The sequence below is a fragment of the Mesorhizobium sp. RCAM 05104 genome (genome assembly GCF_059683645.1).
The window spans coordinates 4670638-4694001 of sequence record NZ_CM185033.1; the positions used below are offsets into that span (position 1 = coordinate 4670638).

Genomic DNA, 23364 nt, shown 5'->3' on the forward strand with positions numbered 1-23364 from the left:
AGGCCGTGGCAGGTTTCACGGGCCGCTCGGGATCGTACGCAGGGCGCCGAGCATCGCATCGAGATCGGCGCATGGCACGCAACCGAGCTTTGCGATGTCCTGGGTCACATCCACCGGCAGGCCGGAATTGGACTCTTTCGGCACTTCGTTCAGCCGCCCGCCGATGAGTACTGGCAGGACGAGTCCGCGCGCCGCCATCGCTGCCTTCACCGCCTGGACATAACGGAGCGCCACGCCATTGTAGGTGCTGATGGCTATGGCATTGGCCCCGGTCTCCGCCGCGCGGGCAACGAGCGCTTCGGGGTCGACGGCCACGCCGGCATCGGCGATGGCAACGCCCAGGCCTTCCAGCGCCTGTTCGACGAGATACTTGCCGTGTTCGTGGACGTCGGTCGTACCGATGCAGACGGTCAGGGGTTCTTGCCTTGCCAGCGGTCTTTGCGTCGAAACCCAGCTTGCAGCCTTATGATTGAGTTCGCGAGCCCATTCGGCATGGATCAGTGGCGTGCGTCCGCGCGCGCTTGCCGCGCCCGGGCCGAAGAGCGCCTCCATGCGCTTTGGCCCCGTGCGGCGGACGGCGAGCATCAATGCGGCCGGGTCCCCGGTATCCACCCCGCGCTCGGCCAGCCCTTTCATGGCGGCATCGGCAAAGCGGCGTCCGCCCGCGACAAGTACATCGGCCATTGCCTCCACCTTGGTCCAGTCGAAGACCGGATCGTAGAAAGGCGCGTGCAACGTGAGCCGATGCGCGAAGGTCTGTGCGTCGATGATCTCGTCGACATCGGGAATGCGCTGGTTTTCGGTCACCGGCACGGGATTGATCGCATGGCCGGACGGCCATCGCCCGACGGCCAGTATGTCGGCCAGCAGATAGCTTGCCAGGCTTGCGTAATTGCCTGCCGGGGTCGACTGGTAGGAGACGGTGTTGCCGAAAATCATGGTGCCTGGCGTGTCGCTGACCCGCACCAGTGCGGCATGGAACGCGGTGCGCGACAGCGGATCGCTGAAATGGTGGCCGTAGCAATGGGCGAGCCGCGCGCCGATCAGATCCTCGACGATGTGCTTTTCGATCAGCACCATGCCGAGCGCGCAGGCCATGTCGATGAACAGTCCCGCGAATCCGTCGTCGAGATTGGAATGGACAAGGATTTCGGCATCCTGCGCGGCAATCAGGCCGAGCGCGGTGACGGTCGCTTCGGTGGTCGCCACGTCATCGTCCCAGTAAGGCAGCCGGAACGTGAAATACTGCCCCAGATTGCCGACGGCCGTCGCTCCGGCGGCGATGGCGGCGCGGGTGTTTTCCAGAGCGCCCGGCAGTCCGAGCATGAAGTCGCCGAAATGGGCGGCGGCAGGCGCGGCATTGGTGATACGTGCAAAATCCTCGGGGCCGGTGAGCACGATGCCGGTGCCGCGCGCAGCCTTGGCGCGCATGGCCTGCGGATAGCCCATCGACCAGTCGAGGGTGATGCCGAAACGGTCTACTGTCACCCCTGCCTTGCGGCATTGCCCGTGCACCTCGCCGATCGCCGCAATGGTGCGGTCGACGCTTCTGAAGCCGATATGGGCATGCTGCATGACGCGCCTCTCGGCCGCCGCCTTGCGTTTCCATGCGGCCTCGGAAGGCATTCCGGTCTCGGTGAGGAAGCGGCAGCCGCCGAGGCGCCAGTCGCGCGCCATGGCGCGCCCTTCGGCGAGGAGCTCGGCACCCGGCCTGAGGCGTGGGTCGATGAGAGGGGGGACGAGTTCAGCGGTCATGATATTTGCTGTCTGCTACGGCAATGAAACGGCGAATGATGGTGGCAAAACCCTCGGGATCGGCGAGAGGATGAAAATGCGCGCCGGGAACGACCACATGGTCCGCACCCGGTATCGCGGTGGCGATGGCTTCCGAAAGAGCCGGCGGTGTCAGAACATCGCCAGCGGCCGCAATCACCTGGACCGGGGCGGCGATGCGCGGCAGGTCGGCAAGGCGGTCGTGGTCGAGCAGCATGCGCACGCGCGCGGCGCTGATGGCAAGCGGCGCCAGGGTCCGAGGAGCGGCGGCGACCGCCGCCTCGAGCTGCCCGGCATGCGCTTCGAGGTAGGACGGTTCGTGGCAGAGCACATGGCCGAGGCGCTGGTAGGTACCGGCCATGCCGGCCTCCAGCAGTTCGGCGCGAGCGCTGAAGAGCGCACGGAAACGGCTGTCGGCCCGTGCCCAGGAACTGCTGATCGTGTAGCTCAGGCCGAGTTCAGAATGATCGAGCGCCAGCACCTGAGCGATGGCGCCACCGGTGGAGTGCCCGACAATGTGCGCCGGTCCGCCCGTCCGTGCCAGCAGGCCGGCAGTGTCGCTGGCGATCAGGGGGATGGAGTAGGGGCTAGTCGGGCGATCGCTACGGCCCGCGCCGCGATGGTCGGTGACGAGGATGCGATGGTCGGCCTCGAGCAGCCCAACGACGCCGGCCCAGAAGCGGCCGTCGCCGCCGAGCCCGGGGATGAGGATGAGGCGCGGGCCATGGCTGCCGAACGTCTCGTAGTGAATGCGGCAACCATCGGCGGCGGTGAAGAAGGTCATCAACGATGGCTTTCCAGATCAAGCAGTTCCCCAACGGCCGCGACGAGGCTGAGTGCCGTGAGCGCGGAAGTCTTGGGATTGCCGGGCGAGGGCGCGTTAACGAAGCGAAAGGAGGCGGTGCCGGCGGCACTCTCGGCCTCGATTTCGTGTGTGTTGCCGGCCGCCTTCGGATCGGCAATCACGCGCACCGTCACCTTTCCGGCGCCCGCCGCGAGTGCCACGGTGAAAGCCGCGTTGAGGTTTCTCGGATAGAGTCTCGCCGCTTCGGCGGGCGCACCCTCGAAAAGGGTAATGGCGCCATTGTCGGCTGACAGGCCGAGAGCGGCCAGCTCCGCCGCCCAGGCGGCAGGCGGTTTGCGCGAGGTATAGCGCACCCGCGCATCGGGAAGTGCCGCTATGGCTCGCAAATAGTCGAGGCCGCCCAACGCGCCTGATGGCAGGACGAAGCGCGCGCCTCCGTTGCGTGACGCCCCGGCTAGCCGGGCGGCAAGCCCCGGATCGGACAGTGCGCCGACCGAAGCGATGACAGTCGGGATGCCGGCTTCAAGAAGCGCGGGTACGTAGGCTGCAACGGCCTCCTGGCCCGCCGCCTCCACCACCGCCGTGGGGCGCGCGCCGATCAGCGCGTCAAGCTGTGTGACCGCGCCGACATTCGGCGGCAGGGCCGGGCATGCGCCTTCGCGCAGCAGAACCACCCAGCGAACCGAACCCTTTGGGAAAGCGGAGACGATCTCGCGCGCGATCGTGCCGTAGCCGATAAGGCCGAGCGTCACCATCAGGGTTTCTTCAGGGGTTCTGTTTCACGGGATCGAACTTGTCGGCGAGGTCGGCTCCGAAGACCGTCTTGCGCTCGATTTCCAGGACGTTCTCCGGGCGCGGAAAATTGGACGGCACGCGGTCGCCCGGTTTGCGCGGCTTGCCGATAAGGCGAAAGAAGTCCTCGAGCCCGTTCGGCACGATCAGCCAGAGCCAGCGCAGGCGTGTCTCGCCATCGTTGATGAACATGTGCCTGACATTCTTCGGCAGGAACACCACGCTGTCCGGGCCCAGCGGATATTCCTTGCCCTCGACGACGGCGCGGCCATGACCCTCGATGACATAGATCGCCTCCTCGTTGCGGTCATGCGTGTGTTCGCGCACATAGCCGCCCGGCGCGACCGATTGCGTGCCCAGCGCGAAGGGGTGCTCCATGCCGACGATGTGCGGCGCGAGCGCCACGTCGATATGGCCGTTTGCCGGCACCGGCTGCCAATAGCTTTCACGCGTTTGGGAATCGGAAATATGGATGCCGGAGGGTGCGGTTGGAAGGCGGGTATCGTCCATGGTTCTGCCTGTCGAAAGGGCTACGAAGATCATGCCGGGCACGCTGCTGACTTGCACGAGGGTACAGCGCAAAAAGTGTCGACACAAGAGTAGACAGATTTAATTTTCTGCTCCTATAGTGCCGTGGCGATGCAGCAGGGGACCGCCAATGGGTGAATTCGACGTTCTGGTCATCGGGTCGGGGTCGGCGGCCTGTTCGGCGGCATTGAGGGCCGCCAAGGGCGGCCTCAAGGTGCTCGTCATCGAAAAGAGCGAATGGCTGGGCGGCACATCGGCCATGTCCGGTGCCGGGGTCTGGATACCCGCCAATCATGTCGCGGCCGAAGCCGGCGTCGCCGACAGCCGCGAGGACGCGCTCACCTATCTGCGCGCGGTCGCGCCCGAAGGGTGGAAGCCGAAGGAGGACGCGCTCTGGTGTGCGTTCGTCAGGGCCGCGCCGGACATGCTACGCTTCCTGTCCGGCAACACGCCGCTCGATTTCCGCCTGATCAACGAGCCCGACCCCTTTACCGAAGCGCCGGGCGGCAAGCTCTACGGCCGCATGGTGTCGCCGAGGCCGCTCAGCCGCCGTATCCTGGGCAGGTTCGCGCGGAGCCTGCGCCGCTCCACCCTGCCGCACAGCTTCACTTACCAGGAGATCGTCGGCCTGGATCTCTATCACCACCCTGTCCGCGCCGGATTCAAGGTCTGGCCGAGGCTTCTTTGGCGATGGCTGACGAATTCCGGCGGCCAGGGCACGGCCCTGATGACCGGGCTCATCAGGGGCTGCCTCGATGCCGGCGTCACCTTCCGGCTGGAAACGCGCGCCGTGGCCCTGCTTCAGGATCCGGACTCGCGCATCACCGGCGCGGAAGTGGAGAATGAGGGCCGACGAACGAAGATTGTCGCGCATCGCGGCGTCGTGATCGCAACCGGTGGCTTCGAATGGGATGCCGAGATGCGTGGACACCATTTCCCCGGTGCATTCGACCGGATCGGCAGTCCGCGCGGCAATGAGGGCGACGGCCAGAAACTTGCCGCTTCCGTGGGTGCGCAGCTGGACCGCATGGATCAGGCGAACGTCTACCCCTGCCTGCCGACGCGCTACCAGGGAAAGCCGCACGGCTTGCCGATGACCTTCCAGGCCGAGCCGCATTCGATCGTGGTCAATCGCGGTGCAAAGCGCTTTCTCAGCGAAAACGCCTTCAACATCGGCGAGGCGATCGATGCGCGCGGGCCGGACGGCGCCCCCGTCAATCTGCCCTGCTATCTCATTGGCGATCATCGGTTCCTGAAAACGTCACTGCCTTTCCGCTGGTATGCCTCCTATGAGCGCGATTGGGTCAAGAAGGCCGATACAATCGCTGGCCTTGCCGCCAAGCTCGGGCTGCCGGCGGCGGCGCTCGAGGAGACGATCGCCCGCTGGAACGGCTTTTGCGCCAAGGGGCACGATGCGGATTTCCGCCGTGGCGAGAACGGTTGGGAGGACTACAAGGCGCATGGCCCCGAGAACCGGCTGAAGCCGATCGACAAGCCTCCCTATGTCGGCATGACGATCAATCGTTCGATTCTCGGTACCAAGGGCGGCGCCCGCACCAACGAACGGGCGCAGGTGCTGAGGCCGGACGGCTCGATCATCCCCGGCCTTTATGCGGCGGGACTTGCCATGGCCAATCCCATCGGCACACGCGCCGTGGGAGCCGGCACTACCCTCGGCCCCAACATGACCTGGGGCTACATCGCTGCCGAGACGATCCTGCATCAGAACCGATGATCGCGCGGGGCGCTGCAGCCTCGGCGTCACGCCACGGCGACGCCGCGAGATCGCTTTTTTCGGCGGCCGCGAGCAGATCGACGAGGGCGCGCGCCTTGGCGGGCCGGAACCGGGCCGGTGGAAGACGGCATGCATGCCGCCGGTGGCCAAGCTCCAGTCGACAAACACCGGCACCAACCGCCCCTCGGCGATATCGTCGCTGACGCTGTAATCCGGAAACACGCCCAACCCGATGCCGGCGAGCACGCAGGCAAGGGCAGCGGGGCTCTTGTCGCAGATGACGACCGGGTTGGGTTCGGTCAGCCCAGGTTCAGCCGCGCCCGGCCGATGCCAGACGCATCAACGCTTCACGAACGCCGACACGTCGGTAGGTTTCGCTGACGAGGCCGTCCTTTCTCAGCTCTTCGCGGCGGCGTTCGACAAAGGCGCGTTCCTCGCCGGTCAGGTCATGTTCCCGCTTGCGGAGCCATTCCTGGTAGGACGGATCAACTTCCTTGACCGGCTTGGCCGCGGTGGAAACCGAAACCGGCCGGCTGTCGGTGTAGCGCGGCCGCAAGGCACTGTTGGGATTGTATTCGGTTCGCTTGTCGTTGCCTGAAATGACGAGGTCGGGATCCGCTACCCGGCCCGACGGGCTGTAAACGAATGCCGAGGCGATGCGGTCGAGCGCCGCGTCGACTTCCTTCGGCCGATGCACCACCTCGCGCGGCTGGCGATCGGGGACGGCCAGCCGGGTGATGCCGCGATCATTAATGGCATCGAGAACCTCGCGATGATCGCGCGAGGTGATGACCTCGCGCCGGGCAGGCCAGAAATCATAGGGCGCATGCGCCCCGTGGCCCTTGCCGATATGGAAGGCATAGATTTCCGGGTAGACCGTCAGTTCGGTGCGCCGGCTCGGCTTGACGTCGTAGAACGAGGTGATGGCGATCTGCAGCAGGTGGGTGGCGCCGATGCCGCCAAGTGCATCGTCGATCACCAGCCCGAACCGGTCATGTGGGTTCCAGTCCGGCAAGGCCTGCGCGATCGAAGCCGGCTTGCCGTCGATCTCGACGTCGAACATATCCGCCTTCAGCAAAGTCACGACATGCATTGTGGTTTCCCTTCATGAGGCGCTGAGCGCCGATTCGTGCGTCCAATCAGACCAAGGAAGGGTCGCACTGTCATCCTTGTTCGGCTTCTTTCCCAACGGCGCCGGGATCGCTAATGTCTTCGGGTTCGGGATATGGGCCGGGCACCATCTGCCTTAACGCTGGCAGGAATTGATGGATAGGCGGGGCTGCGAACGCGCTGATTGCGGGAGGGGGCGTCATGGAGCAGGGTCGGCTGACGAAAAAGGAGCGGCACGAGCTCATCCTGTCGGAAGTGCGCCGGTCGGCGTCGATCCGCATCTCGAAGCTCGCCAGGCGCATCGGTGTCGCCGGCGAAACGATCCGCCGCGATCTCATTGAGCTTGGCGAGGCCGGGCTGCTCAACCGTACCTATGGCGGCGCGACGATTTCGCTGGTGACGTCCGAACCGGCCATTTCCGAACGTGGCCTGACCATGGTCGAGGAACGTGCCCGGATCGGGCGCGGCGCGGCCGGCCTGATCGAAAAGGGCCAGATCGTCATGATCGACGGCGGTTCGACAACCTACGAGGTGGCGCGCAATCTGTCGCAACTGGCGCGCAACCTGACCGTCATCACCAACTCCACCGGCGTGGCGTCGGTGACCGGCGCCAACCCGACGTTCCGCGTCATCCTTTGTCCGGGAACCTATGACAGCCGCGAGGGCAGCGTGCTGGGCGAAGACACCGTCGAATTCGTCCGCCGCTACAATGCCGACATCGCCATCATCGGCGCGTCTGGTCTGACGGTCGATGGCCCGAATGACATGATATCAGGCGCGGCCGCCGTCAAGCGGGCGATGATCTCGCGCGCGCTGTCGACAATGCTGGTGGTCACCAACGACAAGCTCGGCCGTGCCAGCCTCGAGCGCGTGTGCACGCTAGGCGACATCGCCGACATCGTCACTGACGTCGAGCCCCAGGCCGAGTTGCGCGCGGCGATCGAAGAAGCCGGAACGGAGCTGCATGTTTTTGCAGGCAGCTGACAGCGAGGCACAGGGCAGTGCGCCTGTTCAGGCGCCGTCCCGGTTCGTCAGTGCAATATGGCAACAGCCGGAGCCGTGGCCCGGCGTCCAGGTGACATTTTCGAAACGCACGCCAGTCGCCTCGAACAGGCCACGGTCGAAGGCGCCGGCGATGCGGCAGAGGGTGGCGAGCTTTTCATCACCGAGCCCAGCCTCGATCCAGGCGTCCTTCAGCGGGCAGCGTTCGACCTTGAAGGCGATGCGGTCGTCGCCGCGTTCGACATCGGTCGGGTACATGCGGCCGCCATCCGGGCTGACCGCCAGGAAGGCTTCGCCGATCGCGCCGGCGTCATTGGGGGGCCGAACGCGGCGAACGCAGCCGCGGCCACCTCCCTGCCGCGCTGTTCGATGGCGCGGATCATGATGGCCTCGGCCTTTTCGGCGCCCAGTTCTCCGGTCAACTCATCGAGGAACAAGCGGTAGAGATCGGCCCGGTTGCGAAAGGCGGAATCGAGTTCGCGCGACAGTCTTTCGGCTCTGGCTTCGGGGTCGGTCATTCATGCGTCCTGGTTTTGTTGTCTGCTTGTCCGAAAACCGGATCCCACTTCTCGCTGGCGCGGTCCTTCTTTCGGGATCATGGCCTGGTTCTGTGCAATCTTGGCGCGGTCGCCACCAGCGCCTTGCCAATGGCCGATCGCGGCGCGTCGATGACGGCTCGGGCAGCGCCGCTCTCGGCAATCCGCCCGGCATCGAGGAGGATGACGCGGTGGGCGACTGCCCGGACCACGCCGAGATCATGCGAAATGAAGAGATAGGCGATCCGTTCCTGGTGTTGCAGGTCGAGCAAAAGGTCGAGGATCTGCCCGCGCACCGAAACGTCGAGGGCAGACACCGCCTCGTCGAGTACGATCAGCGACGGTTTCGTGGCGATGGCGCGAGCGATGGCGACGCGCTGCCGCTGGCCACCAGAGATTTCATGGATGGCGCGCGAGGTAAGCCCCGCCCCCAGTCCGACGCGCTCCAGCAAGGCGGCGATCCGGCGCGGGCGCTCGGAACGCGAGGCGATGCCATGGATGCGCAAGGGATCGTCGAGCACGCGTGCCACGGTGGCGCGCGGGTTGAAGGCGGAAAGCGGATCCTGGAACACCATCTGCAGGCGCGCGCGGCGCGCACGCAAGGCGGCGCCACTCAAGGCGAGGAAATCATTGTCTTCGAATTCGATGCGTCCGGCGTCCGGCTCGATCAAGCGCAGCACCAGTCGCGCGATCGTCGACTTGCCGCTGCCGGAGGGCCCGGCCAGTGCCAGCGTTTCGCCGGGGTCGATATGAAAGGAGACGTCGTCGACGGCGGCGATGCTCTTGCCGCCGCGACGGTATCGTTTGGTGAGATTGGAAACCGCCAGCAGGCTCATGTGGCGAGACCGCTTCGGTTCAACAACGGTTCGGCGTCGAGGCCGATATGGGCGTCGAGCAGCGCGCGTGTGTAAGGCTGGGCTGGGGCGTCGACAATCCGCGCCGTCGCGCCAAGCTCGACCAGTTGGCCGTGGCGGAACACGGCGATGCGCTCGGCAAGCTCGGCCGCCAATGCGATGTCGTGGCTGATGAACAGCAGCGTCATGCCGTCCTCGGCCACCAGCCGCCGGATCAAGGCGACGATCTCGGCCTGCACGATGGTGTCGAGCGCGGAGGTCGCCTCGTCGGCGATCAGCAATTTCGGACCGGCCGCAATCGCGGCGGCGATCGCCACACGCTGTTTCTGGCCGCCGGAGAGCTGATGCGGGAAGGCCAGCAGGGCTGAGTCCGGGTCCGGCAGACGGACGCGTTCCAGCAAGTTTTTTGTCCTCGTGTACGCCCGCGGCCATGTGAGGCCGAGATGCGTGCGCGCCACTTCGGCGATTTGCTTGCCGATTGGCATCACCGGATCGAGGCTGGCGGAGGGATCCTGGAAGACGAAGCCGATGTCGCGGCCGCCGAGGAGTGCCCGGCCGAGGCCGGGCCACTCGATCCGCCCATCGATCTGAGACGCCGCCGGCAACAGCCCGGCAATGGCCAATGCCAGCGTGCTCTTGCCCGAACCGCTTTCGCCGATGACGGCGAGGCGTTCGCCAGCGACGATGTCGAGGCTGATGTTCCTCAGCGCCGCCACCTCGTTGCCGTCGCGGCGGTAGGTCACCGTCAGGTCGCGGATCGACGCCAGCGCGGTCACGACAGGCCTCTTCTCACGGCCGTCGTCTCGACGACGCCCTCACCAGCGAGATAGACGCCCAGCACAGTCAGCACCAGTGCAATGCCCGGGACGATCGACAGGAAGGGGGCGGTGCGCAGCACGGCGCGGCCTTCGGCGATCATGCCGCCCCAGGTGACCCGGTTGGGGTCGCCGAGGCCGAGAAAGGACAAGGCCGCTTCGGTGAGGATCGCGGCGGCGACGATCACCGAGGACATCGCAAGCACCGGCGGCAAGGCATTGGGCAGCACCTCGCGAAAGGCGATCTCGAGCGGATGCATGCCGATGGCGCGGGCGCTGGCGACATAATCGCGCTCACGGATGGAGAGGACTTCGGCGCGCGCGACTCGAGCAGGCCCAGTCCAGGTGCCAAGCGCGATGGCAATCACCACGATGCCGAGCGACGGCCCGACGACGCTGACGAAGGCCAGCGCCAGCAGGAAGCTCGGCACGGTCTGGAAGGCATCGGTGATGCGCATCAGCACCTCGTCGATGAGGCCGCCGGCAAAGCCGGCCAGCGTGCCGACCACAGAGCCGACGACGAGCGCCGCCGCTGCCGCCGCGAGCCCGACGGCAAGCGAAGTGCGGGCGCCATGGAAAAGCTCGGCCAGAACGTCGCGGCCGAGCCGATCGGTGCCGAGCGGCAGCGACCAGTCCTGAAATGGTGGCAAAAGTGCGGGGCCGGCGATCGCTTGCGGGTCGCCGGGAAACAGCAGCGATGCCGACAGCGCCATGGCGATCAGCGCCGCCAGGATGACGGCGCCCGCAACTGCCTCAGGCGTGCGCAGAAAGCGGCGGAAGCGTCTCATGCATCGGCCTCGCCGGCGCCGACGCGCGGATCGAGGAAGGCATAGGCGATGTCGACGAGCAGGTTGATGACGACGACCAGCACGGCACTGACGAGGATGATGCCGAGCAGCAAGGGCGTGTCGCGCGCAGCCACCGCTTCCTGCGCCAGCCGGCCGAGGCCGGGCACGGAAAAGACGCTCTCGATGACGACGCTGCCGCCGAGCATCTGTGCCGACTGCAGGCCGAGCATGGTGACCAGCGGCAACAATGCGTTGCGGGCAACGTGGGCGAGCACGATGCGGCGGCGCGAAAGCCCCTTGGCGCGGGCGGCCAGCACAAAGTCCTGGCGCCAGACCTCGGCCATGCCGGCTCGCATCATGCGCAGATAGAGCGCGAGGTAGATGAAGCCGAGCGCCGCCACCGGCAGGACGAGATGGATGGCGATGTCGGCGGCGCGGTCGAGGCCGGTCTTGTCGGAAGCCAGGGTTTCGATGCCGCCGATCGGCAGCCAGCGCAGGTCGACGGCAAAGATGACGATCAGCACCAGGCCGAGCCAAAAGCCCGGCACCGCATAGAGCGCCAGCGAGCCGATCGACAGGATTCGGTCACGGACGCTGCCGGGTCTGGCGCCTGCATAGATGCCGAGTGCCGAGCCCAGCCCGAAGGAAAGCGCTGTGGCGCTGACCATCAACAGCAGCGTGTTGGGCAGCCGTTCGAGGATCACGTCGCGGATCGGCCTGGAGAACGTCACCGACTGGCCGAGATCGAGGTGCAGCAGCGCCCAGAGATAGTTGGCCAGCCGTGTCAGTTCCGACTGGTCGAGGCCCCAGCGGTGGCGCAACAGCTCGATCATGCCGGCATCGCCGCCGGTCGAGACGATATAGGCGTCGACGGCGTCGCCGGGTGCGGCTTCGAGCAGCAGGAAGGTGCCGATGACGACGATCAGCAGCACGAAGATGCTGCCGACGAGGCGGCGACGGAGGAGGATGAGGGCGCGAGTCATGCCACTTTCACCCTCCCCCTTGTGGGGAGGGTGAACCCGGCGGAGATATGAGGCAGGACAGAGGCGGGCGCGAAGGAACTTTCATTATCGAACCTGAGCACCCGGATAGACGTTCTGCAAGCCTGGAGAGGTCAGCCCGCCAGATAGGTGTCCGCCCAGTTCGACACCGCCCAGCGCGGATTGTTGGCGATGTTGCCCACGGTGTCACGAGCGACGCTGATAAAGCTCCATTCGGCGACGTTGATCAGCGGCAGGTCGGCGGCGACCTCCTTCTGGAATTCCTTGTAGAGATCGGTGCGGGCAGATGTGTCGAGGGTTTCCGATGCCTTGGCGATGAGGGCGTCGAGCGCGTCGTTCTTGTAGCCGCCTTGATTGGAGAACGGCACGCCGTCGGGAATGCCGCTCTGCACCAGGATTGTGGTCGAGATCGCCGGGTCGCCGCGGAACACCGGCGGGCCGACGGCAAGGTCGAAGGCGTGGTCGGTGTAGACGGCCTTGATGTGCGCGGCCGAGTCGTTGTTGACCAGTTGCGCGTCGATGCCTATTGCCGCGAGCGCCTGGCGCAGATAGTCGCCGAACTGCTTGGTCTCGTTGAAATAGGGCGCCGGCAAAAGTTTTAGCGTAAAGCGCTTGCCGTCCGGGCCTTTCTTGTAACCGGCCTCGTCGAGCAGCGCGTTGGCCTTGGCGACGTCGAAGGTATAGGCGGGCACGTCGGCGGAGTAGAACTGCGGATCGTTCTTCGGCACCGGGCCGGTGGCGGTGGCGGCATAACCGAGGAACACCGTCTTGACGACGAAATCCTTGTCGATGGCGTGCGCGATCGCTTGGCGCACTTTGAGATCGGCCAATTCCTTGCGGCGATGATTGATCTCGACCACGAGCTGATAGGTCAGCCCTTCATAGCCCTTGGAGATCACCTTCAGGCCGGGCACCTTGGAGATGCGGTCGAGATCGGCAAGCGGCACGGCAGAGAAAGCCGCGAGCTGGATTTCTTCCGCTTCAAGCGCGCTCGCCGCCGACGTGCGGTCAGGCAATACCTGATAAATGATCTCGTCGAGATAGGGCTCGTCCTTGCCCCAGTAATCGGGGTTCTTCGTCAGCCGGTAATATTGGCCGGCCTTGTATTCGCCGAACTTGAACGGCCCCGTGCCGATGGGCGCGTTGTTGGCCGGGTTGTCCTCGATCTTGCCGACCTCGTAGATATGCCTGGGCACGACGCTGCTCAGCGCCGGCAGCGCGTTGCGGATCAGCTGGAATGGTGTCGGCTTGGCGAATTTGAACACGGCGGTGAGATCGTCAGGGGTGTCGACGCTAGCCAGATCCTTGAACACGGTGCGGCCGAGATTCTGCAGCGGCTTCCAGATCTGCAGCGCCGAGAAGGCGACGTCGGCCGAGGTGAACGGCTTGCCGTCATGCCATTTGACGCCATCGCGCAATTTGAAGGTCACCGACAGCCCATCGGCGGAACCTTCCCAGCTCAGCGCCAGTCGCGGCGTGAGCCCGTCCTTGCCGTCGAAGGAGGCTTCGGCCAGCGTTTCGACGATCTTGCTGGAGATGAAAAAGACGCCATTGGAGGCGACAATCGCCGGGTTGAGGTTGCGCGGCTCGGAATCGGCGGCGAGCACCAGGCGGCCACCCTTCTTCGGCGTTTGCGCCCAGCCGATAACAGGCATGGCGGTGGAGGCTAGCAGCATCGCTGAACCGGCAAGCATCGTGCGTCTGGAAATCGTGAAACCTGACATGATCGAACTCCGTCCTCTCCGCGACCCGAACGGGTGCGCCAAGCCAGCATCCTGGCGGTGGCGATTATGAGCCTTGCCGAGGGTTTCGCCAGAGACGGAATTGGCGCATCCTCGCGTGGCTTTGAAATTTTCGTCCGCTGGACCAGTTTGGAGGAAGCGGCTCAATTCGATCAATCTGGTAGGACCAGATTTGTTGGATTGGCGACGGATGGCGCCATGGCGACCTCAGCCGGGGCAGTTTTTCCTATTTCTGGCTGGACCAGAGTGGGCAAGATGGTGCAGATTTGATCTACAGCTTGAGGATCGGGAGCAGAACAGCCGGCGATCCCAGGCAATTCAGGGAGAGAGAGATGAACATTGCCCCGGGCAAGAGTGCCATCAGCAATATCCCGTTCGACCAGGCAAGGGTCGACCGGCTGATGGAGGAGGCCGGCATCGATGTGCTGCTCGCCACCTCCAAGCACAACACGCAATATCTGCTTGGCGGCTACAAGTTCATCTTCTTCGCCGCCATGGATGCGATCGGCCACAGCCGTTATCTGCCCGTTGTCATCTATGAGAAGGGCGGGCCCGATCATGCCGCCTATATCTGCAACCGAATGGAAGGCGGCGAGCACCAGAACAATCCGTTCTGGACGCCGACGCTGCACGCCGCCTGCTGGGGCACGCTGGATGCCGCCAACCTCGCGGTCGAGCACCTACGGAAGATCGGCAAGGCTGGTGCCCGCATCGGCATCGAGCCGGGCTTCCTGCCGTCGGACGCCTTTACGCTGATCCGCAAGGCGCTGCCGGATGCCAAGCTGATCGATGCGACGGCCATGCTGGAAAGCATGCGCGCCATCAAGACCGATGCGGAGCTGGAGAAGCTGCGCACGGCCTCCGAACTGATCACCGATTCCATGCTGGCAACCATTGCCTGGGCACGTGAAGGCACGACCAAGACCGAGATCATCGAGCAGCTGCGGCGTGAGGAAACCAATCGCGGCGAGCATTTCGAATATTGCCTGCTGACGCTTGGCTCCAGCCACAACCGCGCCGCCTCGCCGCAAGCCTGGAAGAAGGGCGAGGTTCTATCGATCGATTCCGGCGGCAACTATCACGGCTATATCGGCGACCTCTGCCGGATGGGCATTCTCGGCGAACCGGATGCCGAACTCGAGGACCTGCTTGCCGAGGTCGAGACGGTGCAGCAGGCGGCCTTTTCGAAGGTGAAGGCGGGCACGCTGGGCGGCGACATGATTGCTCATGCCGAGGGCGTGCTGAAGAAATCCAAGGTCGCGCCCTACACGGATTTCTTCGCCCACGGCATGGGACTGATCACGCACGAAGCGCCATTCCTGATGACCAATCATCCAGTGACCTATGAAGGCACCTACGCGGCAAAGCCGTTGGAAAAGAACATGGTGCTGTCGGTCGAGACGACGATGCTCCACCCGACGCGCGGCTTCATCAAGCTGGAAGACACGGTGGCGGTGACGGATGCCGGTTACGTGATGTTTGGCGATCGCGGCCGGGGGTGGAACAGGGGTGGGACTTTATAAAGTCCAAGGTCGGCGCTGCCCTCATCCGCCTGCCGGCACTTCTCCCCGTGGAACGGGGAGAAATGTCCGGCAGGACAACGAGGGCGGCGCTGCCCGAGAAAGCTATTTCCCACCTGCCGGGATCAGCCTGAAATCCGGCAGTTCCCGCAACACCAGTTCCGGTCCGGCCGGCGAATAGACGACGAAGAGTTGCATCGGTCCGTCACCGGTGTTGAGCGTGGAGTGAAAGCGGCTTTCCGGCACGTAGATGGTGCAGCCGGGACCGACCTTCTCGACTACCGGATTGCCCTTCTCGTCCTCGACCATCTGTTGGCCGTTGCCGGAGATGACGAAGATGATCTCCTCGGCGCCGGGATGATTGTGGCGGGTGTGGCCCTTGCCTGACGGCAAGTCGACGACGCCGCCGGAAAAACGGTTTGCGCCATTCACTTCGGGCGCGACGGTCAGCGCAAGCCGGCCCCAGTCGAAGCCGAAGGCGCTGACGTCCTTCGGATAGACAAACATTTTGTTCTTGTCGGTCATCTCTCATCATCCCTTCTTTTTCTTCTGGTTGTGCAGCGTGACGGCCTTGAAATCGGCCGTCTGCCTGGCGATCGCGGCTTCCGCCGGAAGCCGCTCCATCGAGCTGGCGCCATAGAAGCCATGCAGGCCCTTGCAGCGGTCGAGGATATAGCGGGCGTCGTCCGGCATCGAGATCGGCCCGCCATGGCAAAGCAGGATGATATCCTTGCGCACCGAACGGGCGGCGGCGGCAATGGCGTCGATCTCGACGACGCAGTCGTCAAGCGACTTGGCCGAGGTGGCGCCGATCGAGCCGCCGGTCGTCACGCCCATATGGGCGACGACGATGTCGGCGCCGGCCTTGGTCATGGCGCGGGCCTCGTCGGGGTTGAAGACATAGGGTGTCGTCAGCAGGTCGAGCTTGTGCGCCTCGGCGATCATGTCGACCTCGAGCCCGAAGCCCATGCCGGTTTCCTCGAAGCTTTGCCGCATGTTGCCGTCGAACAGGCCGATGGTGGGGAAATTCTGCACGCCGGAAAAACCCATCGTCTTCAGTTCGGCCAGGAACAGCGGCATGATGACGAACGGATCGGTGCCGTTGACGCCGGCCAGCACCGGCGTGTGTCTGACTACCGGCAACACCTCATAGGCCATTTCCTTGACGATCTCGTTGGCGTTGCCATAGGCGAGCAGGCCGGCGGCCGAGCCGCGCCCGGCCATCCGGTAGCGGCCGGAATTGTAGATGATGATGAGGTCGATGCCGCCGGCTTCCTCGGCCTTGGCCGACAGGCCGGTGCCGGCGCCGCCGCCGACGATCGGCACGCCCTTGTCGATCATTCCCCTGAATTTTTTTAGTATGTCCTTGCGCGGTATGGCGGGCATGTCTGGCCTCTTACTGTCTGGCGATGTCGAGGAAGGCGGCAGTTGCCGCCCCGGCAAATTCGGGATCGTTGATATGCAGCGGCAAACGCGTCACGCGGCGCCTGCCGTTCGGCTTGATGGTGCGCTCGATGGCCTCGAACAGGACGGCGTCGGCTTCGGGATCGAAGAAGGCGCCCCCTTCGATGTCGAGCGCCGAGACGCCTTTTTCCGGAATGAGGAAATGCACCGGCCCCTCGCAGAGGGCGAGCCTGGTGCCGATCCATTCGCCGATCTGGCGGCATTCGTCCGCTGTGGTCCGCATTAGCGTGACATTCGGATTGTGCTCGTAGAACAGCCGTCCGCTATAGCGTTCCGGAATGGTCGACGGTGCCCAGAAATTGACCATGTCGAGCGCCCCGACCGAACCGACATAGGGCAGGCCGGTTCGGGCGATCGCGCCGAAGCGATCCTCCGTCGCCGGCAGCACCCCGCCGAACAGGAGATCGCAGACCTCCGTTGTGGTGATATCGATGATGCCGGACAGCAGGCCGCTGTCGGCCAGCTTCTCCATGCTGCGGCCGCCGGTGCCGGTGGCATGGAAAACCATGCAGTCATAGGTCGAGCGGAGCTGGTCTGCGATGGCGGTCACGCAAGGCGTGGTGACGCCGAACATGGTGAGCCCGATCGACGGCTTGCCGTCGGGTGGCGGCGCTGGCCTGGCCGCCATGCCAGAAATCGCCTGGGCGGCATTGTGCAACACGACACGGGAAAGCCGGTTCAGTCCGGCCATGTCGGTCACCGAAGGCATCATGATGATGTCGGAGACGTCGACATAGGGTGCGGTGTCGCCAGAGGCGAGCGTCGAGACCATGATCTTCGGCAGGCCGAGCGGCAGCGCGCGCATGCCCGACGTGATGATCGAGGTGCCACCGCCGCCGCCAATGCCGATCATGGCGGCGATGTCGTTTCTCGATTGAGCAAAGCGGGCGAAGGCGATGCCCATCGCCGCGACCGCGGCGCCGCGATCATTGCCGCCGAGCACGGCTTTGCTCCCACCGGGGTGATGATTGGCAATTTCCCGCGCGGTGATGTCGACGGGGATGGTCGCGCCGCGCGTTCCGACATCGATGCGGGACACAGCGGCACCGGTGGCGGCGATGGCATCGGCCAGGAAGGCGAGTTCCTCGCCCTTGGTGTCAGCGGTGCCCACCACATAGATGCGCTTCATTGCGTTCCCCAATCCAGGCGGGCTTGGCGTCACGGCCTGCCGCTCTTTTGCCCGCCGTTCGGTCACCCGAAGGCCATTGCAATTTTTTGAGACGCGCGTATCGTATTGACATGGATGTCTCACGTCAACAAGCCGCGGTGAGCGACGACACCGCCGAGGGAGCCGAGCGCGGACCCCGCGCGCGGACCAAACGGCTGATGCTGGAGACGGCGACGAGGCTGATGCAGGCTGGCGTCACGCCGTCGGTCAGTGAGGTGGCGGAAGCCGCGGAAGTTTCCCGCGCGACTGCCTACCGCTATTTTCCGAGCCAGGCCGCACTGGTGCAGGCTGTCGTCGATGAGGGGCTGGGGCCAATCCTGACCTGGCAATCGACCTCCGCTGATGCCGAGCGCCGGGTCGCCGACCTGTTCGACACGGCCATGCCGCGCATCGAGGCGTTCGAGGCGACGTTCAAGGCGGCGCTGAAGCTGTCGCTCGATCAGTGGGCGAGGCGCCAGGCCGGCACGCTGGGTGGCGAGCCGACCTTCACGCGCGGCCACCGCGTCCAATTGCTGAAGGAAGCGATCGCGCCGCTCAAGGGCCGCTTGCCGCCGCGCGATTTCAAGCGGCTGGCGCAGGCGCTGTCGCTGATCTTCGGCGTCGAGGTGCTGATCGTGCTCAAGGATATCTGGGGATTGGACAGCCGCGGCATGATGTCGGTCGCGCAATGGGCGGCCGCGACGCTGGTGCGCGCCGCGATCACGGAATCGATCGGCGGAGGAAACAGCGTCGATCCAACGGCAGTCGTGAAATAGCACCTATCTGGTTAGACCAGATTTGCGTGCTGAGTACTGATATTAACCGCAGTGCGGGGTGCCGCACAACACCTGCGCGTATCACTGAGTAGGAAAATCATGGGAAAACAGGCAGATAAAGCCGGAATCCAGTGGCAATGGACAGGCCGAGCTGCCAAGAAAGGGCTTGACGTGCACGCGAAATTGGTAATACCAGATCAGGAAAGAAAAGCGGATCGAAAGTGAGGGCTGCGATCCATTTTCCGGCAGGGCGAGGAGGCCCGGAACCGGAAGAGCGCGATCACGGGAGGAACTACCGGAGCCGGCCCCGTTGCCGGCTCGCATGACAGGGTAGAATGCGCACAAGGGAGGAAATCATTATGCGCAAGTTAGTGACCAGCGTGCTTGCTGGTATCGGCTTAACGCTTGCCTGCGGAACGTCCGTCTACGCGCAGGAAAAGTCGCTCACCATCTTCTGGGCGGAATGGGATCCGGCCAACTATTTGCAGGAACTCGGCAACGAGTACGAGAAGGAAACCGGCGTCAAGATCACGGTCGAAACGACGCCGTGGTCCGACTTCCAGACCAAGGCCTTCACCGAGTTCAACGCCCATGGCGACGCCTACGATCTGGTCGTCGGCGACTCGCAATGGCTCGGGGCCGGCTCGACCGGCGGCCACTATGTCGACCTCACCGACTTCTTCAACAAGTACAAGCTGAAAGACGTGATGGCGCCGGCGACGGTGAAATACTACGCCGAATATCCCGGCAACAGCGGCAAATACTGGGCCATTCCGCTCGAAGGCGACGCCGTCGGCTGGTCCTATCGCAAGGACTGGTTCGAAGATCCCAAGGAGAAGGAAGCCTTCAAGGCCAAGTACGGATACGACCTCGATGTGCCGAAGGATTTCAAGGCGCTGCGCGACATCGCCGAGTTCTTCTACCGGCCGGACCAGAAGAAATACGGCATCGCCATCTATACCGACAATTCCTATGACGCGATGGCGATGGGCTTCGAGAACGCGCTGTTCTCCTATGGCGGCGAGCTTGGTGACTATTCGACCTACAAGGTCGACGGCTTCATCAACTCCGACAAGGCGGTGGCGGCACTCGACGCCTACAAGGAGCTCTACAAGTTCACGCCTCCGGGCTGGGCCAAGTCGTTCTTCGTCGAGGACAACCAGGCGATCACCGAAAACCTGGCCGCGATGAGCATGAACTACTTCGCGTTCTTCCCCTCGCTGATCAACGAGGCGTCGAACCCGAACGCCAAGAACACCGGCTTCTTCGCCAATCCTCCCGGTCCGAACGGCGACCAGTTCGCAGCGCTCGGCGGTCAGGGCATCTCCATCGTCTCCTACTCGCAGAAGCAGGACGAGGCGATGAAGTTCCTGGAATGGTTCATCAAGGACGAGACCCAGAAGAAGTGGGCGGCACTTGGCGGCTACACCTGTAGTGCCGCCGTGCTGAAGTCACCGGAATTCCAGAACGCCACGCCCTACAACAAGGCCTTCTACGAGACCATGTTCAAGGTGAAGGACTTCTGGGCGGTGCCGGAATATGCCGAACTGCTGCAGCAGCTCAACCAGCGCGTCTACCCCTACATGATCGGCGGCGAAGGCACCGCCAAGGAAACGCTGGACGCTTTGGCCGCCGACTGGAACGCGACCTTCAAGAAGTACGGCCGCGGTCAGTAACAATCATGGCTCACGGAGGGGGCGTCGGTGCCTCCTCCGTTTCTTTTTCTGCAAACGGGAGCAGGGTCTTGGCGACCACGATGATCACCACACTGGACAGGTCTTCAAGAGCGGCCGCGCGCGGCCTCAGCGACATTTCGATCCGCAACCTCTTCATCATCCCGACGGTCCTGTTCCTGATCGTCTTCAACATCTTTCCGCTGATCTATTCGCTCGGCTATTCCTTCACTGACTTTCGCGCGTCGACCAACGCGCCGGCGAACTTCGTCGGCCTGCAGAACTATCGCGACCTGCTCAACGATCCCTATGTGTGGTCCAACTTCGCCATCACCGCGAAGTACGTCATCATCTCGGTCGCCGGACAGTTGCTTGTCGGCTTCGGCGTGGCGATGCTGCTCAACCGCGACATTCCGATGAAGGGGTTGCTGACGACGCTTTTACTGCTGCCGATGATGCTGTCGATGGCCGTCGTCGGCCTGTTCTGGAAGCTGCTTTACGACCCGTCCTTTGGCATCATCAACTATGCGCTCGGCCTCGGTACCTTCGAATGGCTGTCGGATCCGAAGATGGCACTCTATGCCGTTGCGCTAACCGACATCTGGATGTGGTCGCCCTTCGTCATGCTGTTGTCGCTGGCCGGCCTGTCGGCGGTGCCGAAGCATCTCTACGAAGCCGCCGCGATCGATCGCGCCGGGCCGTTCTACACCTTCTTCCGCATCACGCTGCCGCTGGTCGCGCCGATCCTGATGATCGCCGTCATCTTCCGCACCATGGAAGCGTTCAAGACCTTCGACCTTGCCTACATCCTGACCAGCCAGCCGACGGCCGAGCTGATCTCGATCCGGCTCTACAAGATGGCATTCCAGGAATGGCAGACCGGGCGCTCCTGCGCGCTGGCCTACATCGTGCTGATCATGGTGCTGGCGATCACCAACATCTACGTCAAATACCTCAACAAGGTGAAGGAGCGCTGAGATGGCCGCCGTCCGCACTTCTTCCGAAATCGGCTTCAACCGCGTCGCCATCGTCGCCGTGCTGGTGGTGACGATCATCTTCCTGGCGCCGATCTACTGGATCGCCTCGACGGCGTTCAAGCCGCGCAACCTCGCCACCACCATCCCGCCGACGGTCGTCTTCCAGCCGGAAATATCGCCTTTCGTGAAGCTGTTCACCAAGCGCTCGCAAATGCGCAGCCCGCCGTCGCCGGAAGAGTACGCGGCCGCTCCGTGGTGGGAGCGCGTCGTCTTCGACGGCGGCGAAAAGATCGTGCGCGACGGCAAGGGCCAGGTGCAGTGGTCGGGATATCCGAGCCGCTTCCTGAACTCGCTGATCATCGCCATCACCTCGACGGTGCTGGCGGTAGGCATGGGCACGTTCACCGCCTATGGCTTCTCGCGCTTCAAGGTGAAGGGCGAGGCGGACCTTTTGTTCTTCATCCTGTCGACGCGCATGCTGCCGCCGGTCGTGGTGGCGATCCCGATGTTCCTGATGTACCGGGCGGTCGGCCTCAACGATTCCCATGTCGGCCTGATCATCCTCTACACCGCCTTCAACCTGTCCTTCTCGGTGTGGCTGATGAAGGGCTTCATGGACGAGATTCCGAAGGAGTATGAGGAGGCGGCCCTCGTCGATGGCTACACGCGCATGGAAGCCTTCTTCAAGATCGTGCTGCCGGAGGCCGCCACCGGCATCGCCGCCACCGCCGTGTTCTGCTTCATCACGGCGTGGAACGAATATGCCTTCGCGCTGATCATGACCAACCGCCGCGCCCAGACAGCACCCCCTTCATCCCCAGCCAGGTCGGCTCCGGCCTGCCGGACTGGACGGTGATCGCCGCCGGAACCTTCCTGTTCCTGCTGCCGGTCGCGATCTTCACCTTCATGCTCCGCAACCATCTGCTGCGCGGCATGTCCTTCGGAGCGATCCGTAAATGAGCTTTCGCGCCATCAACCAGAAATACCTGGAGCCCGGATCGCAGATTCTGATGGTGCTCGGCATCGTCGCACTCTGCCAGCCCTGGAACATGTTGCTGCACACATATGGCCTGACCATCATCCTGATCGGCCTGATCGGCTTCAACATCACGTCGAAGATCGCACCGGAAGAAAAAGCCGGCACGGGACAGATGCGAAATCCGGGAGCACAGCATTGACCCAGATCGAGCTTCGCGGTGTCCAGAAATTCTTCGGCGCCGTCCAGGTCATCAAGGACCTGAACCTCAAGATCAGCGACAACGAGTTCATCGTGCTGCTCGGCCAGTCTGGCTGCGGCAAGACGACGACGTTGCGCGCCATCGCCGGGTTGGAGACGATCGACGAGGGCGACATCCTCATCGACGGCAAACCCATCCAGCATCTCAAGGCCGCCGATCGCGACATCGCCATGGTCTTCCAGTCGTTTTCGCTCTACCCGCATATGAGCGTCTACGAGAACATCGCCTTCCCCTTGCGAGCCACGCGCAAGAGCAAAAGCGAGATCGACCAGGAAGTGCGCTCGGTCGCCAAGACGCTGCAGATATCGGACCTGCTCGGCAAGAAACCGTCCGCGCTTTCAGGCGGCGACATGCAGCGCGTCGCCATCGGCCGCGCGCTGGTGCGGCGGCCGAAAGCGATGCTGATGGACGAGCCGATCGGCGCGCTCGACGCCAAGCTGCGCGAGGAGATGCGGGCCGAGATCAAGCGGCTGCACATCAAGCAGGGTTCGACCACCATCTATGTCACCCACGACCAGATCGAGGCGATGAGCCTCGCCGACCGCATCGTCATCATGCATGAAGGCGTGCTGCAGCAGGTCGGCTCGCCGGACGAGGTGTATTCGCATCCGGCCAATCTGTTCGTGGCGCAATTCGTTGGCAGTCCGGTGATGAACGTCGCCGACGCTGCAGTCGCCGAAAAGGCTTCGTCGGTCTCGGTGACGGTCGGTGGAGCTGCCGCCGGCTTCGAGTTCCCGCGGGCGCTGCTGTCGAAGCTCAACGGCCATGCCGGTGGCCAGCTGGCGCTCGGCATCCGGCCGGAGGGCGTTCTCATTCGCCACGATGCGGCGGAAGGGTTCCTGCCGGTCGAGACGCAGATCGTCGAGCCGCTCGGCTCCTTCGATATCGTCGACCTCAAGGTCGGCTCCAAGATGCTGCGCGCGCGCACCAAGAGCGGCTTCGTCAGCGGTCCCGGCGAGAAGGTGTTCGCAAGGATCGATCCGGCCCAGGCGCATTTTTTCGACACGGCAAGCGGCAAGTCGCTGGGGGTGAGACTGTGACGGCCAAAGGCCGCGAAGAGCCAACGATCTGGCTTTTCGAACAGTCGA

The 23364-nt window shown here is 64.1% G+C and carries 23 protein-coding genes and 2 pseudogenes; 10 read left to right on the forward strand and 15 right to left on the reverse strand.

All coding sequences use genetic code 11. The features are described 5' to 3' along the window. Nucleotides 1-15: 15 nt before the first annotated feature. From AC56QP_RS22915 to AC56QP_RS22930, 4 genes are read right to left on the reverse strand one after another with little or no spacing between them, the layout of a single operon-like run. The gene (locus AC56QP_RS22915) at nucleotides 16-1755 is read right to left on the reverse strand and encodes a cobalamin-dependent protein (RefSeq protein ID WP_489863376.1); all 1740 of its coding nucleotides are present in this window, start codon (nucleotides 1753-1755) and stop codon (nucleotides 16-18) included. Next, nucleotides 1745-2557 (reverse strand): alpha/beta fold hydrolase, encoded by an 813-nt coding sequence (locus AC56QP_RS22920; protein ID WP_489863375.1) that lies wholly within the window; start codon nucleotides 2555-2557, stop codon nucleotides 1745-1747. The genes AC56QP_RS22915 and AC56QP_RS22920 overlap by 11 nt, the downstream gene beginning before the upstream one ends. After that, nucleotides 2557-3333 carry an aspartate dehydrogenase gene (locus AC56QP_RS22925; RefSeq protein WP_489863374.1) on the reverse strand — a complete coding sequence of 259 codons (777 nt, stop codon included), beginning with the start codon at nucleotides 3331-3333 and terminating at the stop codon, nucleotides 2557-2559. Before AC56QP_RS22925 ends, AC56QP_RS22920 begins: the two co-directional genes overlap by 1 nt. 10 nt (nucleotides 3334-3343) lie before the next feature. After that, nucleotides 3344-3880 carry a cupin domain-containing protein gene (locus tag AC56QP_RS22930; RefSeq protein WP_256751695.1) on the reverse strand — a complete coding sequence of 179 codons (537 nt, stop codon included), beginning with the start codon at nucleotides 3878-3880 and terminating at the stop codon, nucleotides 3344-3346. 148 nt (nucleotides 3881-4028) lie between these two features. On the opposite strand from AC56QP_RS22930, the gene AC56QP_RS22935 reads away from it, so the two are divergent. Next, nucleotides 4029-5633, forward strand: coding sequence for an FAD-dependent oxidoreductase (locus AC56QP_RS22935; protein ID WP_489863373.1), 1605 nt, complete (start codon nucleotides 4029-4031; stop codon nucleotides 5631-5633). A 159-nt stretch (nucleotides 5634-5792) separates the two neighbouring features. On the opposite strand, the pseudogene AC56QP_RS22940 reads toward AC56QP_RS22935, so the two are convergent. Beyond that, nucleotides 5793-5879, reverse strand: a pseudogene (locus AC56QP_RS22940) (hypothetical protein); the annotation flags it as partial. Nucleotides 5880-5943: 64 nt separating this feature from the next. After that, nucleotides 5944-6726, reverse strand: coding sequence for a hypothetical protein (locus tag AC56QP_RS22945; protein WP_489863372.1), 783 nt, complete (start codon nucleotides 6724-6726; stop codon nucleotides 5944-5946). 218 nt (nucleotides 6727-6944) lie between these two features. Here AC56QP_RS22945 and AC56QP_RS22950 point away from each other — a divergent pair, with 218 nt between their 5' ends. Beyond that, the gene (locus tag AC56QP_RS22950) at nucleotides 6945-7727 is read left to right on the forward strand and encodes a DeoR/GlpR family DNA-binding transcription regulator (RefSeq protein ID WP_489863371.1); all 783 of its coding nucleotides are present in this window, start codon (nucleotides 6945-6947) and stop codon (nucleotides 7725-7727) included. A 27-nt stretch (nucleotides 7728-7754) separates the two neighbouring features. On the opposite strand, the gene AC56QP_RS22955 is transcribed toward AC56QP_RS22950, so the two are convergent. The 6 genes from AC56QP_RS22955 to AC56QP_RS22980 form a co-directional block, all read right to left on the reverse strand. Beyond that, the gene (locus AC56QP_RS22955) at nucleotides 7755-8003 is read right to left on the reverse strand and encodes an L-2-amino-thiazoline-4-carboxylic acid hydrolase (RefSeq protein WP_489863370.1); all 249 of its coding nucleotides are present in this window, start codon (nucleotides 8001-8003) and stop codon (nucleotides 7755-7757) included. Nucleotides 8004-8340: 337 nt separating this feature from the next. Further along, complete coding sequence (locus AC56QP_RS22960; RefSeq protein WP_489863369.1) at nucleotides 8341-9117, reverse strand: ABC transporter ATP-binding protein; 777 nt, start codon at nucleotides 9115-9117, stop codon at nucleotides 8341-8343. Continuing rightward, nucleotides 9114-9911, reverse strand: a complete 798-nt coding sequence (locus AC56QP_RS22965) for an ABC transporter ATP-binding protein (protein WP_489863368.1) — start codon at nucleotides 9909-9911, stop codon at nucleotides 9114-9116. Before AC56QP_RS22965 ends, AC56QP_RS22960 begins: the two co-directional genes overlap by 4 nt. Continuing rightward, a complete protein-coding gene (locus AC56QP_RS22970) occupies nucleotides 9908-10738 on the reverse strand; it encodes an ABC transporter permease (protein WP_489863367.1) in 831 nt (276 codons plus the stop codon). Before AC56QP_RS22970 ends, AC56QP_RS22965 begins: the two co-directional genes overlap by 4 nt. Continuing rightward, a complete protein-coding gene (locus tag AC56QP_RS22975; protein ID WP_489863366.1) occupies nucleotides 10735-11721 on the reverse strand; it encodes an ABC transporter permease in 987 nt (328 codons plus the stop codon). Before AC56QP_RS22975 ends, AC56QP_RS22970 begins: the two co-directional genes overlap by 4 nt. A gap of 131 nt (nucleotides 11722-11852) precedes the next feature. Beyond that, nucleotides 11853-13463, reverse strand: coding sequence for an ABC transporter substrate-binding protein (locus tag AC56QP_RS22980; RefSeq protein WP_489863365.1), 1611 nt, complete (start codon nucleotides 13461-13463; stop codon nucleotides 11853-11855). Between the two features lie 66 nt (nucleotides 13464-13529). Here AC56QP_RS22980 and AC56QP_RS22985 point away from each other — a divergent pair, with 66 nt between their 5' ends. Then, nucleotides 13530-13751 carry a hypothetical protein gene (locus AC56QP_RS22985; RefSeq protein ID WP_489863364.1) on the forward strand — a complete coding sequence of 74 codons (222 nt, stop codon included), beginning with the start codon at nucleotides 13530-13532 and terminating at the stop codon, nucleotides 13749-13751. A gap of 62 nt (nucleotides 13752-13813) precedes the next feature. After that, nucleotides 13814-15004, forward strand: coding sequence for a M24 family metallopeptidase (locus AC56QP_RS22990; RefSeq protein ID WP_489863363.1), 1191 nt, complete (start codon nucleotides 13814-13816; stop codon nucleotides 15002-15004). 102 nt (nucleotides 15005-15106) lie between these two features. Here the strand turns inward: AC56QP_RS22990 and AC56QP_RS22995 are convergent, their stop codons facing one another. From AC56QP_RS22995 to AC56QP_RS23005, 3 genes are read right to left on the reverse strand one after another with little or no spacing between them, the layout of a single operon-like run. Continuing rightward, the gene (locus tag AC56QP_RS22995; RefSeq protein WP_489863362.1) at nucleotides 15107-15526 is read right to left on the reverse strand and encodes a cupin domain-containing protein; all 420 of its coding nucleotides are present in this window, start codon (nucleotides 15524-15526) and stop codon (nucleotides 15107-15109) included. 6 nt (nucleotides 15527-15532) lie between these two features. Beyond that, nucleotides 15533-16387 (reverse strand): phosphoenolpyruvate hydrolase family protein, encoded by an 855-nt coding sequence (locus AC56QP_RS23000; RefSeq protein WP_489863361.1) that lies wholly within the window; start codon nucleotides 16385-16387, stop codon nucleotides 15533-15535. 10 nt (nucleotides 16388-16397) lie between these two features. Beyond that, nucleotides 16398-17594, reverse strand: a complete 1197-nt coding sequence (locus AC56QP_RS23005; protein ID WP_489863360.1) for a Tm-1-like ATP-binding domain-containing protein — start codon at nucleotides 17592-17594, stop codon at nucleotides 16398-16400. Between the two features lie 110 nt (nucleotides 17595-17704). Between AC56QP_RS23005 and AC56QP_RS23010 the strand changes: the two genes are divergently transcribed. From AC56QP_RS23010 to AC56QP_RS23035, 6 genes and pseudogenes are all read left to right on the forward strand, one after another. Then, nucleotides 17705-18388, forward strand: coding sequence for a TetR/AcrR family transcriptional regulator (locus AC56QP_RS23010; protein ID WP_489863359.1), 684 nt, complete (start codon nucleotides 17705-17707; stop codon nucleotides 18386-18388). 359 nt (nucleotides 18389-18747) lie between these two features. After that, entirely contained in the window at nucleotides 18748-20064 is a 1317-nt protein-coding gene (locus AC56QP_RS23015; RefSeq protein ID WP_489863358.1) for an ABC transporter substrate-binding protein, read from the forward strand. A gap of 68 nt (nucleotides 20065-20132) precedes the next feature. Next, complete coding sequence (locus tag AC56QP_RS23020) at nucleotides 20133-21038, forward strand: carbohydrate ABC transporter permease (RefSeq protein ID WP_091583477.1); 906 nt, start codon at nucleotides 20133-20135, stop codon at nucleotides 21036-21038. A 1-nt stretch (nucleotide 21039) separates the two neighbouring features. Beyond that, a pseudogene (locus tag AC56QP_RS23025) lies at nucleotides 21040-21998 on the forward strand (carbohydrate ABC transporter permease). Beyond that, entirely contained in the window at nucleotides 21995-22216 is a 222-nt protein-coding gene (locus AC56QP_RS23030; RefSeq protein ID WP_256751676.1) for a hypothetical protein, read from the forward strand. Before AC56QP_RS23025 ends, AC56QP_RS23030 begins: the two are co-directional and overlap by 4 nt. Then, the gene (locus AC56QP_RS23035; RefSeq protein WP_489863356.1) at nucleotides 22213-23316 is read left to right on the forward strand and encodes an ABC transporter ATP-binding protein; all 1104 of its coding nucleotides are present in this window, start codon (nucleotides 22213-22215) and stop codon (nucleotides 23314-23316) included. The genes AC56QP_RS23030 and AC56QP_RS23035 overlap by 4 nt, the downstream gene beginning before the upstream one ends. Nucleotides 23317-23364: the final 48 nt, after the last annotated feature.